The following is a 24,361-nucleotide window of genomic DNA, read 5'->3' on the forward strand; positions in this document are numbered from 1 at the left end:
AACGGAAACAGCCACGTGACCGAATGGCAAGGCTGGGGTCTGTAAAACCCGCATACGAAGGTTCGACCCCTTCCGTGGCGTCATGCCCAAAAAAACAGGAAAAAAAATTTTCATTACGAAGTTTCACTTAAACCCCCTACTTTTGTCTACCAATTCAGTAGACTAATACCAACAGATCACACTAAAGCCTAAATTATGACCGCATTTTTACGCCGGACCCAACCCGGACATCCGACCGCCAAACAACCAAAACGCTCCAAAAAGAGCAAACTGACTGTCGCTATCCTTCCGGCCCTGCTGTGCGCCAACGCTGCTTTCGCCCAAAACATCGTAACGGGCGTGGTCAAAGACAGCCTGGGTGTACCGGTAGCCGGCGCCACCGTGCTGGTTAAAGGCGCCAACACCATTGCGCTGGCCGACGACAAAGGCCAGTTCCGCATCAACACCAAAAAACAACCTCCTTTTACTCTTTCTATTACCTCCGTCAGCTTCCAGCCCCGCGAGCTGTTCGTATCGGGTATATCGGATTCCACGCTGGCCGTTATCCTGCAGCACAGCAACGACCTGACCGAGGTGGTCATCACCTCCCGTCGCCGGGCCGAAACCGCACAGAATGTACCCATTCCCATTTCGGTAGTGGGCGGCGCCCAGGTAGCCGATGCCGGTGCCTTTAACGTGAACCGCCTGAAAGAGCTGGTGCCCACCGTGCAGCTCTACTCGTCGAACCCCCGCAACACCACCCTGAACATCCGCGGCCTCGGATCGACCTTCGGCCTGACCAACGACGGCATCGACCCCGGTGTGGGCTTCTACGTGGACGGCGTCTACTTTGCCCGCCCGGCAGCCACCACCCTCGACTTTATCGACGTGGAGCGCATCGAAGTGCTGCGCGGCCCCCAGGGAACGCTGTTTGGTAAAAACACCACCGCCGGCGCCTTTAACGTGACTACTCGCAAGCCGACCTTTACCCCCGGCGCCCAGTTCGAGCTGAGCTACGGCAACCTAGGCTACATCCAGGCAAAGACCTCCGTTACCGGTCCGCTGGTACGCAACAAGCTCGCCGGCCGCCTGTCGTTCTCCGGCACGCAGCGCGACGGGGTGCTGTACAACGTAGCCACCCAGAAGAAAGAAAACGACCTCAATAACCTGGGCGTGCGCGGACAGTTGCTGTTCACCCCCACCGACAGGATCAACATCACCCTGGCCGGCGATGCCACCCGCCAGCGTCCTACCGGTTATGCCCAGGTAGTGGCCGGCGTGGTCACCACCCAACGTGCCGCCTACCGCCAGTTCAACCAGATCATTTCCGACCTGAACTACAAGCTGCCCAGCACCAATCCTTTTGACCGCCTGATCGACCACAATACGCCCTGGAAGTCGGAAAACGACCTGAGCGGCGCTTCGCTGAACATCGACGCCAAGATCGGCCGCGGCACCCTTACCGCCACTTCGGCTTACCGTTACTGGTACTGGGGTCCCTCCAATGACCGCGACTTCACCGGCCTGCCCGTGCTGACCCTGTCGCAGGCAACCTCCAAGCACCGCCAGTGGAGCCAGGAAATCCGCTATGCCGGCGACTTTTCGTCCCGCCTGAGCGGCGTAATCGGTGTCTACGGCATCAGCCAGGACCTCTGGACCGCTCCCGAGCACATCGAGGAATCGGGCAGCGCCCAATGGCGTTTTTCGCAAAGCACCACCAGCACCAAATGGAAAACCCCGGGCCTGTTCGACGGCTACGGCATCAAAACCAAATCGCGCCTGAAAACCCAGGGTGCCGCCATATTCGGTCAACTGGACTGGGCCGTTACCCAAAAGCTGCACGTGCTGCCCGGCCTGCGCTTCAACTACGATAAGAAGGACGTGGACTACGACCGCAAGACCTACGGCGGCCTGCAGACCAACGACCCCGAACTCCTCGCGCTGAAGGCCCTCGTGTACACCAACCAGGCCTTCCAGGCCGAGGTGGACGAGAACAACTTCTCCGGCCAGCTGACCGCAGCCTACAAGCAGTCCGACCGCCTGAATGGCTACGCCACCTTTTCCACCAGCTACAAGCCCGTAGGCGTGAACCTGGGCGGCCTGCCCACCGCCTCCGGCAAGGTGCTGACCGAACTGGCCCGTATCAAGCCCGAATACACGACGCATTACGAAGCAGGCGTGAAAACACGGCCGACCCCCAACTCCACGCTGAACATCGCTGCCTACAGGAACGACATCAAGGACTACCAGACCAACGTACAGACCGCCGAAGTAGGCGTAAACCGGGGTTACCTGGCCAATGCGGAAAAAGTAAGGGTACAGGGTGTGGAAGCCGATGGAACCCTGCGCGTGGGCAACTTCCTGTCGCTGCAAGGCTCCGTGGCATATACCGATGGCAAATACATTTCCTTTAAGAACGCTCCCGTGCCCCTGGAAGAAACCGGCGGCGCCGCGGCCTTCAAGGATATTTCCGGCGGTGTGCTTCCGGGCATTTCCAAATGGGCCGGCTCTCTGGGCGGCGAGCTGAGCTCCCGTCAAAGCAAGGCCCTGGGCCAGGACGGTGTCTTCTTCATCGCGGCGGACGGCTACTACCGCAACTCCTTCTCCTCCAGCCCCTCTCCTTCAAAGTACCTGAATATCGAAGGCTACACGCTGGTGAACGGAAGGATCGGTTTCCGCGCCAACCAGGGACTTACCTTCTTTGTATGGGGTCGCAACCTGTTCGACAAGGACTACTTTGAACAACTGCTGCCGGCAGCCGGCAACGCAGGCCAATACGCCGGCGTACTGGGCGATCCCCGCACCTACGGCATCACCCTGCGGTACACGGTTCAGAAATAACGCTGCCGGATACCCGATTTTTAAAGCGCAAAGCCCTCCCGGCTTTGCGCTTTTTTTATTACCGGAAATCTTTTTTTTCCGGCACCGCCCCTCCCCTGCCATTTTATGCCTTACCCCAATTTTAAAAGTTGTCCAGTGAAGGTGTTTTTTGTGCCGTAGGCACAAGTGGTGGGTAGAAAAGCATCAACAGAAAACATCCGTTCCGCTAGGAACGGCTGGTAATTGCAGCCTACCAACCGTTCCTAGCGGAACGGAGGCTACCCACTAAACCTTTGCTACCCACCATACGCCCCTAGCGGGGCGTAAATCTTCTATGTTTCTGTCCTTTAAAATTTGGGTAAGGCATAGCCTGACATTAGGGCCCATTGGTAAAATTTGTCAGGCCGGTAAAAAAGAAGCCCGGAGGGCTTCACTGTGAATAGCCCCGGGTGCCAACCCCGGGAAAGCAGGTATAGAGAGGGTACAACCCCAACGGGGTTGATTGTGGGACCCTCAACCAACGGGAAGTACGGGATCCGGAAGGATTGCCGAAGGATCCTTTGAAGCCGAATACTGCTTTAAAACGAACAGGACACAGTCAACCCCGTTGGGGTTGTCGTAACCAATGATCGCCGTTCCCCGGGTTGGCACCCGGGGCTATTCACAGTGAAGCCCTCCGGGCTTCCATTTCTTTTCACAACAGTTCATTCTTCCCCATTATAGCTTTCCGTTAGATGCCTGCAATGCACAAAAAAATCTAAAATAATTTGTCTACTAAATTAGTAGACTAATAAAAATTCCCTAACTTAGTAGTCTTATAAAAACCGAGTAGTATGGCACTAAATTCAAAAAAGCAAAACCGGAATCGACCGGGAACCGCGGCGGCGCTGCCGGCCCGGATCCCCGCTTCTTCTGCTGCCCGCCTCGCTCCTTCCTGCTGTTGTTGCTAACATTCTCCCCCGCCTTCCTTCCCCACTTATCGAGTCCTCCGTTCTTCCGGCTCATCCGGCAGGACCCTCTATTTCCTCCATTTCAAAACCATTGAAACATGAATGCGTTCAAACAGCCCCGATTTTATTTGCACAACGTACTTTCCGCAGAACATTTAAACTTTTTCCGCAAGCACGGTTTTATCCACTTCAAAAATTTTATTTCCCAGGAAACCGTTCGGGATTTTCTGCGGGAGATCCGGCAGGTGCAGGAGCATTTGATCGGCAACAACATCGACAAGGTAAACGGCGTGCCCCTGAAGTTCGGCCAGGACGTGGACGGCAGCCTGTTCATCCAGCGCATCGCCTTTACCTCGCAATACAGCAGGACGCTGAGCGAATTTTTAAAGGACCCGCGGCTGCAATCGCTCCTGCACCTGCTGTGGCCCTTTGACGGCCGCATCGGCGAAAACGAAAAAGACGGCCTGGTGGTCAATCAATACGTCAATACCAAAACCAGCGCCCTGACCCAGCTGGGCTGGCATACCGACAGCCCCCGCGACCTGTTCCTGGGCGGCCGCATTCTGCCCATGCTGAACGTGGGCCTGCACCTGGACGACTGCCCCCGGGAAAATGGCGGCCTGCGCATCCTGCCCGGCACCCATACGCAAAACCTGTTTCAACTGCTGTTCCGCAAAAAATATTTCGTGGACAACAAGGCCGATAAGAACGAATGGGCCTTTGATATCGAGGCGGGCGACCTCACCATTCATGACGGCCGGCTGTGGCACCGCGTGCAGCAGTCGCCCTTTGAAGGGGAAAAGAGCCGCCGCCGGGTGATGTATATCCCGGTCATTACCGGCGCCTACCAGCCCAAAACCGCCGAAAGCGCCACACCCTTCTACCACAAGCTGGCCCGCCTGAAAAGCAATCCCAACGGCCATATCAGCTGGACGCTGGCCGAGGGCAAGACAGCGGTGGCTCAAAGGGGAGTCAGCGTGCAGTAAGACAATTTCGGATGTCGGATTTCGGATTTCGGAACCCTTCAAAGCAGAAGGACTCTTACTCCTTTCAAGGGGATCCGAAATCCAAAACCCTAAAATGGGGTCATCATTTAGCCATATCGTGGCCGGGGAACGGTTATTCGCAACCGGCCACACTTTTTTCAACTACTAATCTATTTCCATGAGCTATGCATTAGTCACCGGCGCCGCCAAGGGTATCGGCCGATCCATTGCCTTCGAACTGGCCAAACGCCACTACCACCTGCTGCTGGTGGATTTTGCCGAGCGGGAACTGCAACAAACCGCCCGGGAACTCCAGAACCGGAATGCCATACACGTTCATACCCTGACCCAGGACCTGAGCGAGCCGGACAGCGCTGCCAAAATCTTTTCCTGGACGGAACTTTTCCACAACCGGCTGACCGTGGTGGTCAACAACGCCGGCTATGGCCTGAACGGCGCCTTCGAGGAGTTGTCGCTGCAGGAGCAGTTCGGCATTATCGACGTCAACATCAAGGCGCAGCTGGCCCTGACGCATGTTTTTTTGCCCGTGCTGAAGCGGTTTCACCAGTCGTACCTGCTCAATGTGTGCAGCACCACGGCCTACCAGCCCGTGCCCTACCTGAACGTATATGCCGCCAGCAAGGCGTTTATCCTCTCGTTCAACCGCAGCCTGCAGCACGAGTTGCGGCACACGCCGGTTTCCCTCTGCATCCTGAGCCCGGGCGCCACCGATACGGATTTCGTCAAAAGGGCCCGTATGGGAGCGCATACGCAGCGCATCGCCGACCGCTTCAACATGACGGCCGACGAAGTGGCGAAGATCGCCGTAAAGGGCCTGTTTGCGGGCAAGGAGGAGATTGTTCCGGGTTTTTCCAACAAGCTGAATTCCTTTCTGCCGAAATTTTTCCCGGTTTCCTTTGTCCGGCGCATTGCCGCATCCATATATGAAAAGAAAAAGCCTGCTGCCGTGGTACAGGAAGCGGGTCGGCCTATTCCAACGTAGGGCGAAACCTCTCCCCCGCCACGCCGGGGGCGTGGCGACCCCTCCCCACATAGGGAGGGGTTTCGTAGCTTCGCGGGAGAAGTGCCTATAAATCAGAAACAAAATTGGGCTATCCAATGGATCATAAGGCCCGAAGGGCTGAAATATCTTAGCACAGGGCGCAGCCCTGTGGCACCAACGAAAAGGTTTCTAAGCCCTGAAGGGGCGTAATAGGCTGACCGGCCTAAGATATACGCCAGTTCTTTGAAGGAATTTCGCCCTTTCAGGACTTCCCGGAAAACACTCCCTGACACAAGGCTGCGCCCTGTGCTAAGATATTTCAGCCCTTCGGGCCTTAAAACCAACTATTCCCCCTGCGAAGCTACGCTGACTTCCCCCCTCCCTACATGGGGAGGGGTGGCCCCCGCTTGCGGGGGCCGGGGAGAGGTTTTACGCAGGGCTGCCGGCAGTTAGCACCGTTCCTTTTCTCCTTCGATACGGGTTTCCGCGTACCGCCTCCATTTACCGTGTTTTTCCCCTGGTCTGCTCCGGGGCAAACGCATTATTTTGAGTAAAAAACAGGAACATGAAAAAGCTGATCGCACTGCTGCTGGTGTCCATTGCCTTTATGGCGCCCCTCTTTGCTCAAAACGCGGATGCCGTGCTGGGCACCTGGCTGAGTGAGGAAAAAGACGCCAAGATCCTTATCTACAAAACCGGCGACAAATACTTCGGAAAGCTGGTGTGGCTGAAAACGCCCTACGAGGCCGACGGCAAAACACCCAAGACCGATAAAAAGAACGGCTCCGCGGCCTTACGCAGCCGGCCGCTCCAGAACTTGGTGATCCTGACGAATTTTTCCTACGACGACGGTGCCTGGGAAGATGGCAAGATCTACGATCCCGAAAGCGGCAAAACCTACAGTTCCACCATGAAAATAGAAGGGAATAATTTACGCCTTCGCGGGTATATCGGCATCTCCGCTTTCGGCAGAACAGCGGTGTGGACAAAAAGCAATTAAGTTAATTGATGCACCAGTCATAAAAAGAAAAAGGGCCCATCATCAAATGGACCCTTTTTCTTTTTTTATTTCCTTGATTCCTTGCGAACCTGCAGGTTACGGAAACTGCCGCCAGCGCCATCGCCCACCCACAGGCCGATGCGCTTTCCGGAAGAGGGATGCAGCAGCGGCACTTCCAGGGAAGGTGAGAGCGCATTATTTACAAAAACGGCTACCGTTTTTTCCTTGACTTCTATGCGGGCATGGAACCATTGATCCGGGTCGGGTTCCGGCCGCACGGCTTTTTCGTACTGCCCGTTGAATTCCTCGCGCAGGCGCTTCCAGGGAAACTGCGGATGGCTGATGTACTGCACCGCATGAATATGCCGTACCGAATCGGGCGTGCGGAAGTTGAAGGGCCGGAAATACACGGCCTCGTAGGTACTGTCGTTGCTGCCGTGAAAGGCGATCCCCAAAAAACTTTTCTGGTATTCGTCCTTTCCCTTCAGGTCGATTTCCAGGGTACCGGTAGTAAAGGATGCCCCTTTGATCCAGGCCAGCCCTTCCCCCGAAGCTTCGCTCAGGGTTACGGCTTCGGGCCCTTCATTGGTGGACGGCTGCAGGCTTCGGTTTACCGCTTGAAGGCGGCCTTTTTTGGCGGCCTCGCCCAGGTGCACCGACTGCTGGCCCCAGGCAAAGGAGGCACCCGCCAGCAGGAAAAAGAGCATTGCTGTTTGTTTCATATCCAATAGAAAAAAGCCTTCCCCGGGTAGCGGGGAAGGCTGTGAAGTAAATAGGTGAATTAATCGCGGATCCGCACCGGCAGGGCCGTTGCCGCCCGGGGCGCCAGCTTGCTGTATTCCACAACGCCGGTCCGGTCGGCCCACTGGGCATAAGCCGTGGACAGCTCGTTGACCACGCCGGGATTCCGGGCCGCCAGGTCGGTGGTTTCGCCCCGGTCGGCTTCGATATCGTACAGCTCCCACTTGTAGTTGGGATAAGAGGAAACGATCTTCCATTTGCCTTTACGCACGGCACGGTTGCCGGCCCGCTCCCAGAAGATGGGCTGCTCGCGTTCGAAGGCCGCATCGCGAAAAAGAGGCACCAGGCTCTGGCCGGGCAGGGGATTCACGTTCACCCCTTTGTTCTTGGCCGGGTAACGGGCACCTGCCAGCTCGTACAGGGTGGGTGCCAGGTCGATCAGGTGGGCGCTGCCCTGCCCGATGGAGCCCCCCTTGATCAGGGAAGGATACCAGGCAATGAAGGGGGCGCTGATGCCGCCTTCGTGCATATCGCCTTTATACGAACGGAGGGGCGTGTTCGATACGTATGCCCAGTTCTTGTACACATAGTCGAAGGAGCCGGCAGTGCCTATCGGGCCGGTGGTGCGGCTGGCCTGCTTGTGGTAGGGATCGTAGGATCCGCCCTGGCCGCCGTTGTCGGAAAAGAACACCACCAGGGTATTTTCGTCCTTTTGCAGCTCCTTCACCTTTTCCAGAATTTTGCCGATGCCCTGGTCCATGCGGTCCACCATGGCGGCGTATATTTCCATGCGCTTTTTCCAAAAATCCTTTTCGTCGTAGGTCATCACGTTCCAGGCGGGGATGGTCTCGTCCTTAGGGGCAATGGCGCTGCCCGGACGGAGGATGCCCAGCTCGCGCTGGCGGGCCAGGCGCTGGCTGCGCAGGCTGTCCCAGCCGATGTCGTATTTACCCTTGTATTTGGCAATGTCCTCGGGCAGGGCCTGCAGCGGCCAGTGGGGGGCATTGTAGGCTACGTACAGGAAAAAGGGCTTGCCGGTGCTGTTTTGCTCGTCGAGGTAGGAAACGGCATGCTTCGTGATCTCGTCGGTAAAATAATAGCTGCCCGGCTCGGGGTGCAGGCGTTTGTTGTTTTCCTGCAGCACCACGGGGTAAGCGCCGTTGCCGATGGGCATCGGGTCGGCATCGAAGTAGTTGGCGCCGCCGCCGATGACGCCGTAGGAGCGGTCGAAGCCGCGCTGGTTGGGCCAGCTCAGGCTGTCGTTGCCCACGTGCCACTTGCCCGAGAGCAGCGTGCTGTAGCCGGCGCCCTTCAGCACTTCGGCCAGCGTCAGCGACTCGTTGTTCAAAAAGCCCTGGTAAGCCGGCAGGCCCAGGTTCACGTCGAAATAGCCGATGCCGGCCTTGTGCGGGTACTGGCCGGTCAGCAGCGAGGCCCGCGTGGGAGCGCAGATGGCGTTGTTGTAAAATTCGCGCAGCCGCAGGCCGCCGGTGGCAAGGCGGTCGAGGTTAGGCGTCTTAATCTCAGAGCCGAAGGCCCCGAGGTCGGAATAGCCCATGTCATCGGCCACGATCACGATGATGTTGGGCCGCTTCGCCTTTTGTGCCCGAGTAGAAACAAGGGACAAGGCCAAAAGGGAAAACAATAAAACTTTCTTCATCTTGAATGATTCTGTTGTTGTTGTGATATATCCTTAAATGATATTTCGGATGTCGGATGTCGGATTTCGTCTCGCCTCAGGCGAGATTGATAGCAGTAGGAATCTTTCTCCTTTGAAGGGTTCCTCTCGCCTAGGGCGAGACGACATCCGACATCCGAAATACTTTTATCTGTCGGCTCCGGGAATATAGAAGCCGCCTTTGGGCTTGATCTTCTCGTAGTCTACAACGCCGGTCTTTTCGGCCCAGGCGAAGTAGGCGGCAGACAGCTCGTTCACCACGTCGGTGTACTGGCCGGCCACGTTGCGGGTCTCGCCGCGGTCGGCTTCGAGGTCGTAGAGCTCCCATTTGTAAGACGGATACGTGGACACCAGCTTCCATTTGCCTTTGCGTACGGCACGGTTGCCGGCCCGCTCCCAGAAAATGGGCTCGCCGCGGTCCACTTCGTTCAGCTTGCCGGTGAACACGGGTACCAGGCTTTTGCCGGCCAGCGGGTGGGGCGTTTGGCCGTTATACTTTTTCGGATAGGCAGCGCCGGCCAGCTCGTAAAAGGTCGGAGCCAGGTCGATCAGGTGGCCGGTGCCTTTGGCAATGCTGCCGCCTTTGATCTGCCTGGGGAACCAGGCAATAAAGGGAGCGCTGATGCCGCCTTCGTGCATGTTGTTCTTGTAATTGTCCAGCGGGGTGTTGGAGACATAGGCCCAGTTCTCCTCCTGGTAGCCGTACGAGCCGGCAGTGCCCAGGGGACCGGAATTGCGCTGAGGGCGGCGGCGGCCGGAAACTGCATAACCACCCTGTGCGCCGTTGTCGGACAGGAACACCACCAGGGTATTGTCGTCCTTTTTCAGCTCCTTCAGCTTGGCCAGCACACGGCCTACGTTCTGGTCCAGCCGGTCGATCATGGCGGCGTACACCTCCATCTTGGCTTTCCACAGTTGCTTTTCCTCAAAACTGAGGTTGTTCCATACGGGCACCAGCGAGTCGCGGACGTTGATGGTCTGCCCGGGGGTCAGGATGCCCAGCTCGCGCTGGCGGGCCAGGCGCTGGCTGCGCAGGGAGTCCCAGCCGATGTCGTACTTACCCTTGTACCTGGCAATGTCCTCGGGCAGGGCCTGCAGGGGCCAGTGCGGGGCATTGAAGGCCAGGTACAGGAAGAAGGGTTTGCCGGTTTTATCCTGTTCGGTCAGGAACTCCAGGGCGTTGTTGCCGATCTCGTCGGTCAGGTACTGGCCGGGCTGCAGCGTCAGGCGGCGGTTGTCCTTCACCAGGGGCACGGGCGGCACCTTTTCGGGGAAGGGACTGATGTCAAAGTAGTTGCTGGCGCCGCCGATAAAGCCGAAGAAGTGGTCGAAGCCGCGCTGGTTGGGCCAGGCGGCGCTGTCGTCGCCCACGTGCCATTTGCCCGACATCAGGGTGCTGTAGCCGCTGTTGCGCAGCACCTCGGCCAGCGTCAAAGACTGGCGGTTCAGATAACCCTGGTAGGCCGGCAGCCCCAGGTTCACGTTGAAATAGCCAACGCCGGCCTTGTGCTGGTACTGCCCGGTTAAGAGGGAAGCCCGGGTGGGGGCGCAGATGGAGTTGTTGTAAAACTCCCGGAAGCGCAGGCCTTCGCCGGCCAGCCGGTCGATATTCGGAGTCTTAATCTCAGAGCCGAAGGCTCCGAGATCGGAATAGCCCATGTCGTCGGCCATGATCAGGATGATGTTGGGCTTCTTGGCACTTTGTCCCTGGGCCCTGGCGCCTGCCAGCAGGCCCGCGATCGCGGAAAAAAGAAGGAAAAACTTTTTCATGAGAAAAGAAAGGTTGCGGTTGTATTAATTCACCCAGTCGGGGTGCTGTTTCAGTTTCGGGTTCAGGTTCAGCTCGCGCTGGGGCGTGGGAAAATGCAGGTGCTTGGGAGCGGCCAGGGTCTTGCCGGCGGCCTTCAGCGTTTTGACGTAATAGTCGGCTCCGCGGCGCACCAGGTCGAACCAGCGCTGGTACTCGTAGGTCAGCTCGCGGCGGCGCTCCTGGAAGACGGAGTCGCGGAACTGGTCCACCGTCAGGCCGGGGGCAATGTCCTTCAGCTGCGGGATGCCGGCCCGCTTGCGGACGGCGTCGATGGCTTCGAAGGCCTGGGTAGTGGGAGCACCGTTGAGCTCGTTCAGGGCTTCGGCCCGGATCAGCAGCACTTCGGAAAAACGGAGGATGGGCAGGTTCTTCGACGACTGGCCCTGGTTGCCCACCACGGAGGGATCGTAGTATTTGTGGAAATGCGGCTCAAAGGTGTAGGTTTTTTTATCGGTCGGCGACACCATTTCCGAAATAAAGGTCACGGCCTTGCGCTTGTCCTGGGCACTGAAGCTTTCGTACAGCTTGCCTTCCTTGTGCAGGGCGTCGGCATAGTCGCCGTTGATGCCGGGCACCTCGTTGGCCGCCGAGCGGCTGGCGAGGCTGTTGCCCTGGTAGTTGGCATTGCCCTGGAACTGGGCGGAGAAGAGGTGCTCCTTGCCGTTCTTGGTGGCCACGTTGAACACGTCGGCATAATCGTCGAACAGGCCGTAAACGGAGGAACTGATCACTTCGCCGCTGAGGGTGGCCGCCTGCTGCCATTCCTTGCGGGTCAGGTGCACCTTCGACAGCAGGGCCTTGGCGGCGCCGGAGGTGGCACGGCCTACGTCGCCGGAGCCGTAGCTGGCGGGCAGCGCGGAGGCATCGGCCAGGTCCTTTTTGATCAGGGCATACACCTCTTCCTCCGAAGATTTTTCCACGGCCAGTGTGCCGGCGTCGAGCGTGGTGGTCTCGTGCAGCACGATGGGCACGGCACCGAACCAGCGCACCAGGTTGAAGTAGTGCAGGGCCCGCAGGAACTTGGCTTCGTTGGTCAGCCGCAGGCGCAGGCTTTCGGTGATCTTGCCGGCATCGATGGCGGCAATGCGGTCGATGGCGATATTGGAAACGTTGATGGCGTCGTAGCTCTGCTTCCACAGCTGTTCCATCCGGTCGTTGGAGGCGTCGTGGGTGAGACCGGAGATGGCACGGACGTGGGCGTTACGGGCACGGGGACCGGCTTCGTAGTCGTCGGTGGCCATTTCCACGCCGATCTGCTGCAGGCTGTTGTAGAGCGACTGGCCGGTTTCGTACAGTTTGCGGTAGGCGCCGTTCACGGCGGCGGTGGCCTGTACCCCGTCCTGGTAAAATTCACCGGTGGTGAGGTAAGAGGCGGGTTTTTCGTCCAGCTTCGAGCAGCCGGTCAGGGCCAGGGCTGCCAGGGAACCAAAAAATATCTTTTTCATTACGGGTATAAAGAGTCGTTGATGCGTCATGGGATCGGGTTTTAGAAATTCACGGAAACACCGGCGTTGATGGTGCGGGAAACAGGATAGATGCCGGCATCGTTGCCCGGCGTTACGTTGTTACCCGACGTCACCTCGGGGTCGAAGCCGGAGTACTTCGTCCAGGTCAGCAGGTTCTGCCCCACCACGTACAGCCGCAGGCCGGACAGTTTCAGGGGTTTGAGCGCTTCCGCCGGCAGGCTGTAGCCGAGGCTGAGGGTCTTGAGCCGCACAAAGGAACCGTCCTCGATAAAGCGGTCGGAAAACACCGGCGCGGGATCGAGCTTGGCCCGGGGGATGGTGGTGCTGGGGTTGGTGGCGGTCCAGCGCTGCAGCGCCACGTCGGAGGCGTTCTGCTGGCCGGTGAACAGCTCCAGGGTCTGGCGGTTGCCGTTCAGGATGCTGTTGCCCTGCACGCCCTGGAAGAGCACCGACAGGTCGAATCCTTTCCACGAAAAATCGTTGGTCAGGCCGTAGGTGTATTTCGGAAGGGCGGTGCCGATGATGGTGCGGTCGGCAGCGGTGGTGAAGGTGCCGTCGCCGTTGATGTCGCGGTACAGGCGGTCGCCGGCCTTGGGAGCGGCGCTGCCGGTGAGGGCACCTTTTTTAGCCACTTCGTCGGTCTGCAGGATGCCGTCGGTAACGGTTCCGTAAAAAGCGCCGAGGGGCTGACCTACCTGGATGATGTAGTTGCCGCTGATGTAGCTGGAGGCGCCGTTGCCGATGCTCAGCACCTTGTTGCGGTTCACCGACAGGTTCAGGCCGGTGTTCCACTGGAAGGCGCCGGTAAGGTTTTTCGAATTCAGGGCGATCTCCACACCGCGGTTCTCTACCGAACCGAAGTTTTGCAGGGCGGAAGCCTGGCCGGTGGTCCAGGGAATTTCCACGTTCAGCAGCAGGTCGCGGGTCTTTTTATAATAACCGTCGACGGTCAGGGCCAGGCGGTTCTGCAGCAGGCCCAGATCGATGCCGGCGTCGTACTGCACGGTGGTTTCCCATCCCAGCTGCTCGTTGGCGATGCGGCTGGGCACAAAACCCGTCACCTGGGCATTACCGAACAGGTAGTTCAGGGGGTTGAGGGTGGCCAGCGACTTGTACTCGCCGATCTCCTGGTTGCCGGTGGTGCCGAAGCTGGTGCGCAGCTTCAGGTCGGAGATCTTGCCGCCCAGCGAGTGGAAGAAGGGTTCGCTGCTCACCTTCCACGACAGGGCCGCGGAGGGGAAGTAGCCCCATTTGTTGCCGGAGCCGAAGCGGGAAGAACCGTCGGTCCGCAGGCTGGCCGTCGCGAAATAGCGGCGCTTGTAGTTATAGTTTACCCGCCCCAGGTAGGAATGCAGCACCCAGCGGGTGTTGTCGGAATACGGCTTGGTGGTCACCGCGCCGCTTTGCAGGCTGTTCTCCTGCAGGTCGTCGGTCACGAACTGCTGGGCGCCGGTACGGACGATGTCGCGGCTGTACTCCTGCTGGGTAATGCCGGCCAGGACGTCGAAGGCGTGTTGTCCGAAGGTCTTGTTGTACGTCAGGGTGTTCTCGTTCAGCCAGGAGCTGGAGTTGAGAATGCCGATGGAGGAGCTGCCCTTGGTGGAAGAGCCCTCGTAGATGGTGGAGGGGATATAGCTGACCTCTTTGCCGTTGTTCAGGTCCACGCCCAGCAGCACTTTCAGCTCCAGGCCTTTCAGCAGGGTGTACTCGCCCGAGGTGGTTCCCAGCAGGCGGGTGGTGGCGGTTTGGTTCTTCTGCTCGTTCAGGACGGCAATGGGGTTGGAAAAAATGTTCTCGAAGGGGTTGCGCAGGGTGTATCCGCCATTGGGGTCGTAGATGGTGGCGGTGGACGGCATGGTCAGCAGGCCGGCCACGATACCGGTGGGCGCTACGTCGGCGTCGGATTGGCTGGCGGTCAGGCTGGCGGAGAATTTCAGCCGCTCGGTGGCATTCACATCCAGGTTGGCCCGGCCGCTGACCCGCTTAAAGCCGGTGTTGCGGATAATGCCGTCCTGGTCGAAATAGTTGCCCGAAACCGAATAGCGGGTCTTGGCGGTACCGCCGCTCAGCGACAGCTGGTGGGCCTGCTGGGACGCCTGCCTGAAGGCTGCATCCTGCCAGTCGGTGCCTTCACCCAGGCTGTCGATCCCGGCCTGGGAGAGGTATTGGTTCGGGCCTTTCGCCGGGGTCACGTCGTACAGCACCTCGTTGCGCAGTTGGGCAAATTCTTTGGCATTGAGCAGGCCGATCTTTTTGCGCAGCGACTGCACGCCATAGCTGCCGTTGTAGGAAATCTGGGTGCGGTCGGCCTTTCCTTTTTTGGTCGTCACGATGATCACCCCGTTGGCGCCGCGGGAGCCGTAGATGGCGGTAGCCGAGGCATCCTTGAGGATGTCGATGCTTTCGATATCGGCCGCGTTGATGGAGGCCAGGGGGTTGACGTTGGTACCCGACAGCGTACCGGCGGTGACGGCTTCATTATAAACAGGGAAACCGTCAATGACGTACAGGGGCTCGTTGCCGCCCTGGATGGAGGAGCCGCCGCGGATGCGGATGCTGACGCCGCCGCCCGGCTGGCCGGAGGTCTGGGTCACCTGCACGCCCGGGGCCGCCCCTTTCAGGGCCTGGTCCAGCGAGCTCACGGGCTGGTTCAGCGCCTTGGCCGACACGGAGGCTACCGAGCCGGTCACGTCGCTGCGCTTCTGGCGGCCGTAACCCACCACCACCACGTCGTTCAGCTGGTTTCCGGACAGTTCCAGCACGGCGATAAAGTTGCCGTCCTTGTCCTGCACCAGGTCGGCCGTCTGGTAGCCCACATAGCTGATGGTGTAGGTCACCGGCAGCTTCTGGCCGGTAACGAATTTGAATTCCCCTTTTTCGTTGGTCACCACTTCGTGGGTGGTACCCTTGATATGTACGGTGGAACCGGCCAGCGGCAGGCGGGTAGCCTTGTCCACGACGGTACCGGAAAGAACGATATTCGACTGTGCCTGGGCGGTAGTAACCGAACCGGTAAACAGGGCGAGCGCTATAAATTGCACCAAAGCAGAACGGCGTTTCGGCCGGCTGTTTCTACTATTTTTCATGTTGCTGTTGTTGGAAGGGATGGGCAATAAGGGCCCGATCCCCGTTGAAAGGAATACAAAAAGCTATTAGAATAAGGCAACAGGGGCCAAACATGCCTGCAAACCGCCTGCGGACATGCCTGAATACACCCCTGTTGCCCCGGAAAAAAGAAACGGGAAAATGATGGGAGGGCCTTAACGGCAAAAGGACTGCGTCAACAGGTACAAGCGACCGAAGGACAATAACAGGACTTTACCGCACGGGGAGATGCATGTTCACATAAATACATTGCTGTAAGTTTTAACAGTGATGCCCGGGAGTAGCGCTGGCGGTTAACAGTACTCTTCCGGAATGAATACTCTACTGATTTGGTAGACAAATATAGACCAGGTTGGAATATGCACAAACTTTTTTTGCATTTTTTCAAAAAAACGGCCATAGGCCGCCCACAGCCCCCGGTGGTAATACCGTGAACTGCGGGCAGCCGTTGCAAACAGCGTTTATGGATTACCGTGGCACTGTATAAAACAGGTTGCAGTAACGGTGGCCTAGGGTCCGGTTGAACAGCAGCAGCAGACCGAACAGGGCGGCGCAGGCCAGGCCGAAGTTCGGGCTAAGGGCATACTGGTTGATAAAGGCCAGGAGCAGGGCCACCCGGGCCAGCTCGAGGTAGAAGATCCAGCGGCGCTGCTCCAGCATGGCCGCCGTGGTGATCATGCTCACCAGGATAAAAGCGGCCGCCAGCACCAGCTGCACGGACGTCAGGTAGTATTCGAGCAGCACCAGCAGAAACAGCGCCACCAGGGTCAGCACCGTCTGCACCGCTACGTACTGGTTCAGGGCTTTGGTAGGCCGCACGTTCTCGCGGTGCAGCAGCCTCCGTTCGAGCAGGGGGCGGATCCGGGGGTCGATGGTCTCGGGCTTGCTGAACAGCAGCTCCAGCTTCGCTCCCAGCCCGCGGGTGCGCTGCACGGCTACAGCCAGCTCGAGGAAATTATGAAAGTGCTGCCAGAGGAAGCTGTAGCTTTTGAGCGGCTGGGTCAATCCATAGACCGGCGGTTCGGTTTCGGGTTGAAAGGTGCCGAACAGCTTGTCCCAAATGATGAGCATATCGCCATAATTCTTATCCAGGTACAATTCGTTGGAGGCATGGTGCACCCGGTGGTGCGAGGGGGTTACCAGCACGTACTCCAGCCAGCCCAGCCGCCCGACGGCCTGGGTATGGGTGAAGAACGGGTAGGCGCCGTGCACCAGCAGCAAGATGGCGATCATTTCCGGGGGAAAGCCCACCAGGGGCAAAACGGACCAGAACAGGCTGCGGGCCACCGCCTGCATCAGCGTGATGCGCACCGAAACGGTATAATTGAAATCCTCGCTCTGGTGGTGGACGATGTGCACCGCCCAGAACAGGTTGATCTCGTGGGCCGCCCGGTGGTACCAGTACCACACCAGGTCGGTACACAAAAACAGGAGTACCCAGGTAACGACCCCCGGCCTTATATCGAACAGGGCGTAGTGTTCGTGGATATAGCTGAAGAAAAAATAGAAAAAGCCGGTGGTGAACAGGTCGGACAGCCGCTCCCCTATTCCCACGTTGAGGTTGGCGATGGATTCGGCAAAGGAAAAAAGCTTTTTGTTTTTTTGAAGACTGTACACATACTCCCAGCCGATAAAGAACAAAAAAAACGGAATGGCAAAAGCCATAAGATTCAGGTGCTTCATGCGTCAATTTTTACCTTCCGGATAACACAAAACAAAGCGGCTTTTCCACAGGCGGCAAGCCTGCGGAAAAGCTGTTGGAGATTCATTAAGGAAACGGACAAAGACAACAGGGCCTTGCCGGCAGCCGGGCGTAAAACCTCTCCCCCGCCCCGCCTTCGGCGTGGCGACCCCTCCCCACATAGGGAGGGGTGAAGCAGCGTGGCTTCGCGGGAGTAGTTTATAAAGAAAGAAAAATGCAATAAAAACCGAAGCCATTTTGGGAGGCCAGCTTTAGCTGCTGCCTTCCATGAACTTCTCCCGCGGAGCTACGATCCCCCTCCCTATGTGGGGAGGGGGTGGTCTCGCCTCTGGCGAGACCGGGGGAGAGGTCTAACGTCCAGCCACAGCCGGATTTAAAAACCCGTAGGCGTGGTTGTAGGCCTGCCCCTTGGTGCGTACCCATTCCACGAAGGCTTTCACCTCGGGGCGCTCGCCTTTGTAAATGAGGGTCAGGTCGCCTACCGGCGGCAGGGAGGCGGGCTCTTTTTCCTTGCGCCGGATCAGCTGGTCCAGGTTGTCGTAAAAGTTTTCTTTGGGGTCGATGCGGCCGTTGCCGTCCAGGTCGATGGGCACTACCCGGATGCCCTGCTGCTGCTTGCGGGTCCGCAGGTCATAGACGAATCCCAGGTTGTTGTAGCCCAGGGCCAGGCTGTCGGACAATACTTTCTGCAACAGCACCTTGTCGTCGCTGATGCTGGCGTCCAGGTTATTGAGGTCCTTGATCTTTTTGCCGAAATGGTCCGAAAAGGTGGCCGAGGCGCAGGCGCCGCGGGCATACACTTTTACCGGCGCCCAGGGGTTGGCGGCGGCCTGGGGGCTGGCCGACTGGGCGCCACCGGAGGGGCTTTCCTTTCCGAAGTACAGGCGGTACAGGTCTTCTTTCGACAGGCCCTTTTGCTGCAGGCTGGCCAGTTGCGGGTTCTTTTCATTGATCACCGGCACCAGCACAAACCGGCTGACCACCGTGTACTGCCCCCGGGCAGAATCCTTTACCTTGACGGGAGCGGCCGAAGCCTCGATATCCGCCACCTTGCCGGTGCCGCGGCTCAGCGTAAAGTGAACACCGGGATGGGCTTTTGAAAATTCCTCAGCCCATTTTTCCACCAGCGGGTAGAGGAAGCGGGTGCCGGAATACGTGATGGTACCTTTCAGCTGGGGCTTCGGATCGGGCCGGGTAAAGGAAGCGGAAAGCAGGAGCAGGGAAAACAGTGCGGGCGCGGCCCCGTTGAATAGCTTTTTCATGTTCGGAAATGTTTAATTACGATTAAGAGGATATAAACCAGGGAATGAAAAAGGATGAAGGAACGAGCAGGGCCGGCGGTTAACAGCACTCATTCCGAGCAGGAAATATTAGTCTACAAACTTGGTAGACAAATATAAGCGCTTCGTATTGCAAAACAAAAAAATTTCATATAGGAAAAATAAAAAAACCCGCACCGCCGTCACCGGCAATACGGGTAATCAAGGGAGATCGTGTAGGGTAAGCCGAGAGTTCGGAACCCTCGAAGGTCGCTTGCAAGGGAAAGGTCTTTCCAGGGTTCCGAACTCTTTGCCCTCAATCACCACCCATGATGTCCATGGGAGCGGCGGTGCTTTTGGTCCGTTGCTTTAAGGCGGCCTTCAGGCCTTTGGCCAGCGTTTCGGCCTTGCCGGTACCCCAGTAATGCACCAGGTACAGGTCGGGGCGGCCGGGCACCACGGGGCTTTGCACGGTTAGCACCTCGATGCCGCTGTCGACCAGGGTTTTGACCACGGCGCTGACCCCGGGGCGCGGCAGGGCCAGGTCGCCGGCCACGGCGGCTTTTTCGGGCGTTCCCTGCCAGGCCGCCCAGGTCAGCGGCGGGGCGTTCCGCCCTTTGTTATCCTCACCGATCGCCACCCGGTAAACGCCGCCGTTCATGGTGCCGGTTTGGCCAAGTATCTTGTCGAGCTGTTGCGTATCCAGCCGGTTCTCCACGCTGTCGGCCACGGGCCCGCCGGCAGCCGGGGCGGCCACCTGGTCCAGCACGGCCTTCACTTTTTTCGCCAGCGAAGCAGTGGCGCCGCTGCCGCCCAGGTGCACGCACAGGATGCCGGGCGAATGGCGCACGAGGTAGTGGTGCACCGCGGTGATGGCCAACCCCTGGCGGCTGATCTCCTGCTGCAACCCTTTAAGGCGGTCCTCTCCTACCACCAGGTCGGCCGCCACCCGGGCGCCGCGGCCCGAAGGCGTAAACACCGCCCGCGAACGAAGGCCCATGGCGGGGGTAATGCGGAAGCCGTCCACCACCACGTCCAGGTCGGACCGGGGAATGGTGACGTTATATGCCCCTTTCTCCTTTATGCCTGCCAGGCCAGCATTTTCCAAAGCAGTTATATCTAAGGCCCTGGGGGCCTGGGCGGCGGCAGGGAGCAGGGTGGATGCGGAGAGGGCCAGGCTGAAAAAAACGGTTGCGGGCAAATGGTTCATGGCCGGAGGATTTATGATGTTTTTGAAAGAAGAACGGCAGCCCTGGGGCTGCCGTTCACCTGGAAGAGGTTTACTTTTTCAGCAGCCCGTCCACGGTAATGGAGGCATAGTACAGGGCGCCGATGGTGGGACCTGCAGCGAACTGGATGTAGCGTTTGTTGAGCAGGTTGCTGCCCCCCAGCTTCAGCGACGACTTCAGCTTTGGGGCACGGAAGGTCACCTGGGCATCGATGGTGGAATAAGCCGGCACCTGCCCGTTGGCCAGGGTGCTTTCCCAAAAAACTACGTCCTGCCAGCGCCATACCACGTTGAAGCCGATATTTTTTACGATCTCGCGGTTGCTCAGCGATACGTTGGTTACCCAGGCCGGGGTGTTGAAGCCGGTCTGGAAGATATCGGGGTTGGGGTTGGCCGACAGCTTGTTGTAGTTGGCATTGCCCGACAGGGTGAATTTTTTGTAGAAGTTGTAGGTTACGCCGGCCGAAGAACCATAGCTGTTGTAGGTGTTTTTGGCGTTGGTGTATACCCGGTAGCGCGATTGCTTGGCCCGCACGGTCATGTCCTGCACGGCGGCATCCGAGCCTACGGCGCCCGAGGTGGGCACGGCTACCTCTACCTGGCCCAGGAAGCCTTTGTAGCGGTTGTAATAGGCGTCGAAGTCCAGCACCAGGCGGTTGTTCAGCAGGGCGCTCTTGTAGCCCACTTCAAAGGAGTGGATGCTTTCCGGCGCCATCACCGGCAGGTTGGCTACCTGCAGCAGGGCGCGGTTCTTCAGGGCGGCATTGTTGGTGGTCATGCCCCCTCTTACGTCGTTGTTCACGGCGGCGGTAAAAGCATCCACCGAGGTCAGGGTATACGAATTCTCCAGGAAGCCGATGCCTTCGTTCACCCGGGCCAGGCCACCTACGCGGCGCACGCTGGCGTTGTTGAGGAACGACAGGGCCTCGAACAGGGCGGGGAAGCGGTAGCCGTTCTGGAAGGATGCCCGGAAGTTGTGTTTGCGGGCCACGGTATAAACGGCGGCTACGCGGGGGTTGAACTTGGGCGAGAACTCGGGGTTGTGGTCCAGGCGGCCGGAAGCGGTCAGTTTCAGCTTGTCGTCCAGCAGCAGCTTGGTGATCTGCACAAAGCCGCCGTATTTTTTATAATACTGGTTGGCGCCAAAGGAGCCGTCCTTGGAGATCGTGCGCTCGCTCAGGGGGCGCGACAGGTCCACGAAGGTGTTGCCGTCGGGGATCACTTCGTAGAGGCGGAAGTCGGCACCGGCCAGGATACTGGCCCACTTGATCTTGCTGAAGCTGTATTGCAGGTCGGCATGATAGGTGTTGGAGAACTGCCAGACCGCGGCACCGCCGTTGGGAGCGCCGTTGGGCAGCGAAGCGGACTTCACGTCCCAGTTGTTGGAATTGACGATGGTATTTTTCAGGGTTTCAAAAGCGGCGGTTCCCGGTTCGGCGCGGCCGGCATCGGCGGCGGCACGGGCGGCCTTCATGGCGGCGGCCAGCTCCACGTTGTTATTCAGTTGCGCCTGCAGCTCGGTCTTGAACTTAGTGGCCCAGTCGGCGTTGGAGGCGTGGCTCAGGTCGAGGCTGTAAGCCAGGGGGTTGAGGTTATAGGATTTGCCGGTATTTTCTTTCAGCACGTAGGCCCGGAACAGCAGGTCGGCGCCTTTCAGTTCGAACTTGTGGTTCTGTACGCTCACGTCCTTCAGCTGGATGCGGTTGCCGCGCTGGAACACGCCGTCCATGATACCGTAGCGGTAGCTGTAGGAAGCTTCCAGCTTGTCGTTCAATTTATAGAACAGGCCGCCGTCGAATTTCAGGTTGCGCACGTCGGGGTAGATCAGGTCTTTTTCCAAATAGCCGGTACGGGCCACGTTAAAAGTCTCGGTCTTGCCTTTGTAGTTCACCGAGATCGCCTGGCGGGCCTGGCGGTCGTCGCCGTAGCGGCTCCACTGGTCCTGGGCGGGGTTGTTGTCGCCCGACAGCTCCGGGAAGGCGGGGTTGGCGGTGCGGAGGCCCTGGGGATTCTGGTCCACCAGGCCGTTGGCCACCCAGTCGGTGCCCTTCATGTAGCTGGCGTTGATCTTGAAGGCAAAGCGGTTGTTAAAAACCTGGGCGTAGCGCACGGAGGTTTCCCGCAGCAGGCTGGGATTGCGGTCGGTGCCGTCCACATGGTTCACGCCCACTTTCTGGTATACGCTCAGGCCGGGGTATTTGAAGGGGCTTTTGGTTTGCAGGTTGGCGATGCCGTTGATGGCGTTCATGCCGTAGAGGGCCGAAGCGGCGCCAGGGGTGATCTCCACCGCTTCGATATCGAGCTCGGTGGCGCCGATGGCGTTGCCCAGGGGTACGCCCAGGGTGGCCGCCTGCATGTCCACGCCGTCGATCAGCTGGAGGAAGCGGAAGTTGTTGGGTACGTTGAAGCCGCGGGTGTTGGGCACTTTAAAGGTCAGGCTGGAGGTGAGCATCTGCACGCCTTTTACGTTTTCCAGGGCGTCGTAGAAGCCCGGGGCGGCCGCTTCCTTGATGGCGCGGATGTCGAGCTTTTCGATGGCCACCGGCGATTTCAGGCGGCTTTCCTCGGAGCGGGAGGCGGTCACCACCACTTCGTTGCCCAGCACGGTCTGGGTGGTAAGGGCAATGGAGAGTTTGGAAGCACTGTTTTTCACTTCGAACTCCTGCTGCTGGAAGCCGATGGAGGAGAACGTCAGGGTAAAGGGGAACTTCAGGCGGGTGCGGAGGGCGAAGTAGCCCGAGTCGTTGGTGGTGGTACCGGAAACGGCGCCGCGGATGCCTACGCTCACACCACCCAGGGGGGCGTGCGTCTGCTGGTCGGTTACCTGGCCGGTCACCTCGATGATGTTGCTTTCCTGGGCAAAAAGGGGTTGTATGGAAAAGAAGGCCAGGATCAGGAGGCTGGCTTTAATAAAATGGTTCATTTGTTTTGTTTGGGGCATAGAAAGGCGGTTGCCTGTTTTTTGCAAAAAAGGGGTCATCAAAAAAAGTTCATCTGGTGAAGTGCTGTTTCGGGGTCCGGGGTGGACCTATTCGCACCAACAGCAGGCGATGGAACTGGGGATGAAGCGGAACGGTTTGGCGGTTTTGCGTTGCATTAGTCTACCTTTTTGGTAGACAAATGTAGCGTTGAAAAATTCACTTCACCAAATCTTCTTTTGATTTTTTGGCAAAAAGGGGCTCCATGCCCCCTCTTACAGCAGCACAAAACATTGATTTACAATAACAAATTCTTATTGAATGGAAATAAAAAATATACAATCCACCCTATTCCCCAGAAAGAAATATGGCCCGATCAGACCGGACAGATTTTGAAAACCTGCCAGGTCTTCAGGAAAGCCAATGCCCATTGTCTATTGCCTATTGTCTATTGGTCCTTCACGCAGCGGAAGCCCAAATGCTCCATGCCGCTGTCCTCGGTGCTTTTCATGCGGCGGGCTACCCGGTAGCCCGAGCAGTAGGCGTCGTTGCAGAGGAAGGAACCGCCGCGGATCACCCGCTTGCGGGCAAAGGGTTCTTCGGGGTCGTAGCTGCTTTCGGGGCCATGGGGGTCGTTGACGGTTCCCTGGCCGGCCAGCTGGCTGTAGTACTGGTTGTGGTACAGGTCGCTGCACCATTCCCAGACGTTGCCGGCGATCTCATATAAGCCGTAGCCGTTGGCGGCGAAGGAGCGCACCGGCGCCAGGCCGGCAAAGCCGTCGGTAGCCTTGTTCCGGTCCGGGAAATGCCCCTGCCAGGTGTTGGCCTTTACCTTGCCCACGTCCAGGCCTTCGTTGCCCCAGGGGTATACCTGGTTGGACAGCCCGCCCCGGGCGGCCCACTCCCACTCCGCCTCGGTAGGCAGGCGCTTGCCCGCCCATTTGCAATAGGCCTGGGCGTCGAACCACGAAACATGCACCACCGGGAAGTGGTCCTTTCCTTCGATGGAGCTGCCCGGTCCCTGGGGGTGGCGCCAGTCGGCGCCGGACTGCCAGGTCCACCACTGGCTGTAATCGTTCAGGGCCACGGCCCGGGAAGGGGGCGTAAACACCAGCGAGGCCGCCACCAGCAGGCTGTCCGGCGGCTTGGGCGTGCCTTCGGGCAGTTGCTGTTTCAGCTCTTCCCAGTCGGGCTTGCGTTCGGCCGTGGTCATATAGCCCGTGGCCTTAACAAAGGCGGCGAACTGGGCGTTGGTTACTTCGGTGGCGTCCATCCAGAAGCTGCGGACCGTAACGCCATGTTTGGGGTATTCGTCGGCCCCGGCCTGGTCGTTGTCGCCACCCATCTGGTAGGTGCCGCCCCTGATCCATACCATCCCGGAGGGAGGGGCGGGAGAAGCATGGATGGAATCGGGGGCCGGCGTCGCCGGCTTGAAACGGGCAGGAATAGCCGAAGCGCAGCAAAGGGGCTGCACCTTCGTTATGGGCAATACGGAAGCGGCATTGGGACCTGCCTGCCCCCATGCCGGTGCTGCTGCCAGCAGCAGGGAATACAATAAGGGAACAACTTTCATATTAAGCGAAAACTTTCAAAAAAGCGATGATGGAAAAGGCAGGGGCCTCCAGGCCGCGCCCGGGCTCCTGCCCTCGTTTATGGGAACACAGAAATCTAACAGCAGGGACAACAACCTGCGGTTGCTGTACAAAGAGAAATGAC

At 58.7% G+C, this 24,361-nt stretch carries 14 protein-coding genes and 1 tRNA gene; 5 read left to right on the top strand and 10 right to left on the bottom strand.

Annotation, left to right across the window (positions count from 1 at the left end; all coding sequences use genetic code 11):
- The first annotated feature begins 9 nt into the window (after positions 1-9).
- The 5 genes from V9K67_RS14420 to V9K67_RS14440 all read left to right on the top strand — a co-directional run bounded on the left by V9K67_RS14420 (position 10) and on the right by V9K67_RS14440 (position 6,738).
- Positions 10-81, top strand: a tRNA-Tyr gene (locus V9K67_RS14420).
- A 114-nt stretch (positions 82-195) separates the two neighbouring features.
- A complete protein-coding gene (locus V9K67_RS14425; RefSeq protein ID WP_336723592.1) occupies positions 196-2,820 on the top strand; it encodes a TonB-dependent receptor in 2,625 nt (874 codons plus the stop codon).
- Between the two features lie 1,027 nt (positions 2,821-3,847).
- On the top strand, positions 3,848-4,735 hold the full coding sequence (locus V9K67_RS14430) for a phytanoyl-CoA dioxygenase family protein (protein WP_336723593.1): 888 nt from the start codon (positions 3,848-3,850) through the stop codon (positions 4,733-4,735).
- Between the two features lie 178 nt (positions 4,736-4,913).
- Positions 4,914-5,738 carry an SDR family NAD(P)-dependent oxidoreductase gene (locus V9K67_RS14435; RefSeq protein ID WP_336723594.1) on the top strand — a complete coding sequence of 275 codons (825 nt, stop codon included), beginning with the start codon at positions 4,914-4,916 and terminating at the stop codon, positions 5,736-5,738.
- Between the two features lie 565 nt (positions 5,739-6,303).
- Positions 6,304-6,738 (top strand): DUF2147 domain-containing protein, encoded by a 435-nt coding sequence (locus tag V9K67_RS14440; RefSeq protein WP_336723596.1) that lies wholly within the window; start codon positions 6,304-6,306, stop codon positions 6,736-6,738.
- Positions 6,739-6,803: 65 nt separating this feature from the next.
- Here the strand turns inward: V9K67_RS14440 and V9K67_RS14445 are convergent, their stop codons facing one another.
- The 10 genes from V9K67_RS14445 to V9K67_RS14490 form a co-directional block, all read right to left on the bottom strand.
- Positions 6,804-7,460 carry a 3-keto-alpha-glucoside-1,2-lyase-like domain-containing protein gene (locus V9K67_RS14445; protein ID WP_336723597.1) on the bottom strand — a complete coding sequence of 219 codons (657 nt, stop codon included), beginning with the start codon at positions 7,458-7,460 and terminating at the stop codon, positions 6,804-6,806.
- A 59-nt stretch (positions 7,461-7,519) separates the two neighbouring features.
- Positions 7,520-9,139 carry an arylsulfatase gene (locus tag V9K67_RS14450; RefSeq protein WP_336723598.1) on the bottom strand — a complete coding sequence of 540 codons (1,620 nt, stop codon included), beginning with the start codon at positions 9,137-9,139 and terminating at the stop codon, positions 7,520-7,522.
- A 165-nt stretch (positions 9,140-9,304) separates the two neighbouring features.
- Positions 9,305-10,927, bottom strand: coding sequence for an arylsulfatase (locus tag V9K67_RS14455; RefSeq protein WP_336723599.1), 1,623 nt, complete (start codon positions 10,925-10,927; stop codon positions 9,305-9,307).
- A gap of 24 nt (positions 10,928-10,951) precedes the next feature.
- Positions 10,952-12,412 (bottom strand): RagB/SusD family nutrient uptake outer membrane protein, encoded by a 1,461-nt coding sequence (locus tag V9K67_RS14460; protein ID WP_336723600.1) that lies wholly within the window; start codon positions 12,410-12,412, stop codon positions 10,952-10,954.
- 41 nt (positions 12,413-12,453) lie between these two features.
- On the bottom strand, positions 12,454-15,474 hold the full coding sequence (locus tag V9K67_RS14465; protein ID WP_336723841.1) for a SusC/RagA family TonB-linked outer membrane protein: 3,021 nt from the start codon (positions 15,472-15,474) through the stop codon (positions 12,454-12,456).
- 532 nt (positions 15,475-16,006) lie between these two features.
- Complete coding sequence (locus tag V9K67_RS14470) at positions 16,007-17,221, bottom strand: sterol desaturase family protein (protein WP_336723601.1); 1,215 nt, start codon at positions 17,219-17,221, stop codon at positions 16,007-16,009.
- A 369-nt stretch (positions 17,222-17,590) separates the two neighbouring features.
- Positions 17,591-18,502 carry a PstS family phosphate ABC transporter substrate-binding protein gene (locus V9K67_RS14475; protein WP_336723602.1) on the bottom strand — a complete coding sequence of 304 codons (912 nt, stop codon included), beginning with the start codon at positions 18,500-18,502 and terminating at the stop codon, positions 17,591-17,593.
- Between the two features lie 313 nt (positions 18,503-18,815).
- Positions 18,816-19,709 (bottom strand): DUF1259 domain-containing protein, encoded by an 894-nt coding sequence (locus V9K67_RS14480; protein ID WP_336723603.1) that lies wholly within the window; start codon positions 19,707-19,709, stop codon positions 18,816-18,818.
- Between the two features lie 70 nt (positions 19,710-19,779).
- Positions 19,780-22,650, bottom strand: coding sequence for a TonB-dependent receptor (locus V9K67_RS14485; RefSeq protein WP_336723604.1), 2,871 nt, complete (start codon positions 22,648-22,650; stop codon positions 19,780-19,782).
- 443 nt (positions 22,651-23,093) lie between these two features.
- Complete coding sequence (locus tag V9K67_RS14490; RefSeq protein ID WP_336723605.1) at positions 23,094-24,218, bottom strand: formylglycine-generating enzyme family protein; 1,125 nt, start codon at positions 24,216-24,218, stop codon at positions 23,094-23,096.
- Positions 24,219-24,361: the final 143 nt, after the last annotated feature.

It is taken from the genome of Huijunlia imazamoxiresistens (assembly GCF_037132455.1).
Taxonomy (GTDB): Bacteria; Bacteroidota; Bacteroidia; order Chitinophagales; family Chitinophagaceae; genus Flavisolibacter; species Flavisolibacter imazamoxiresistens.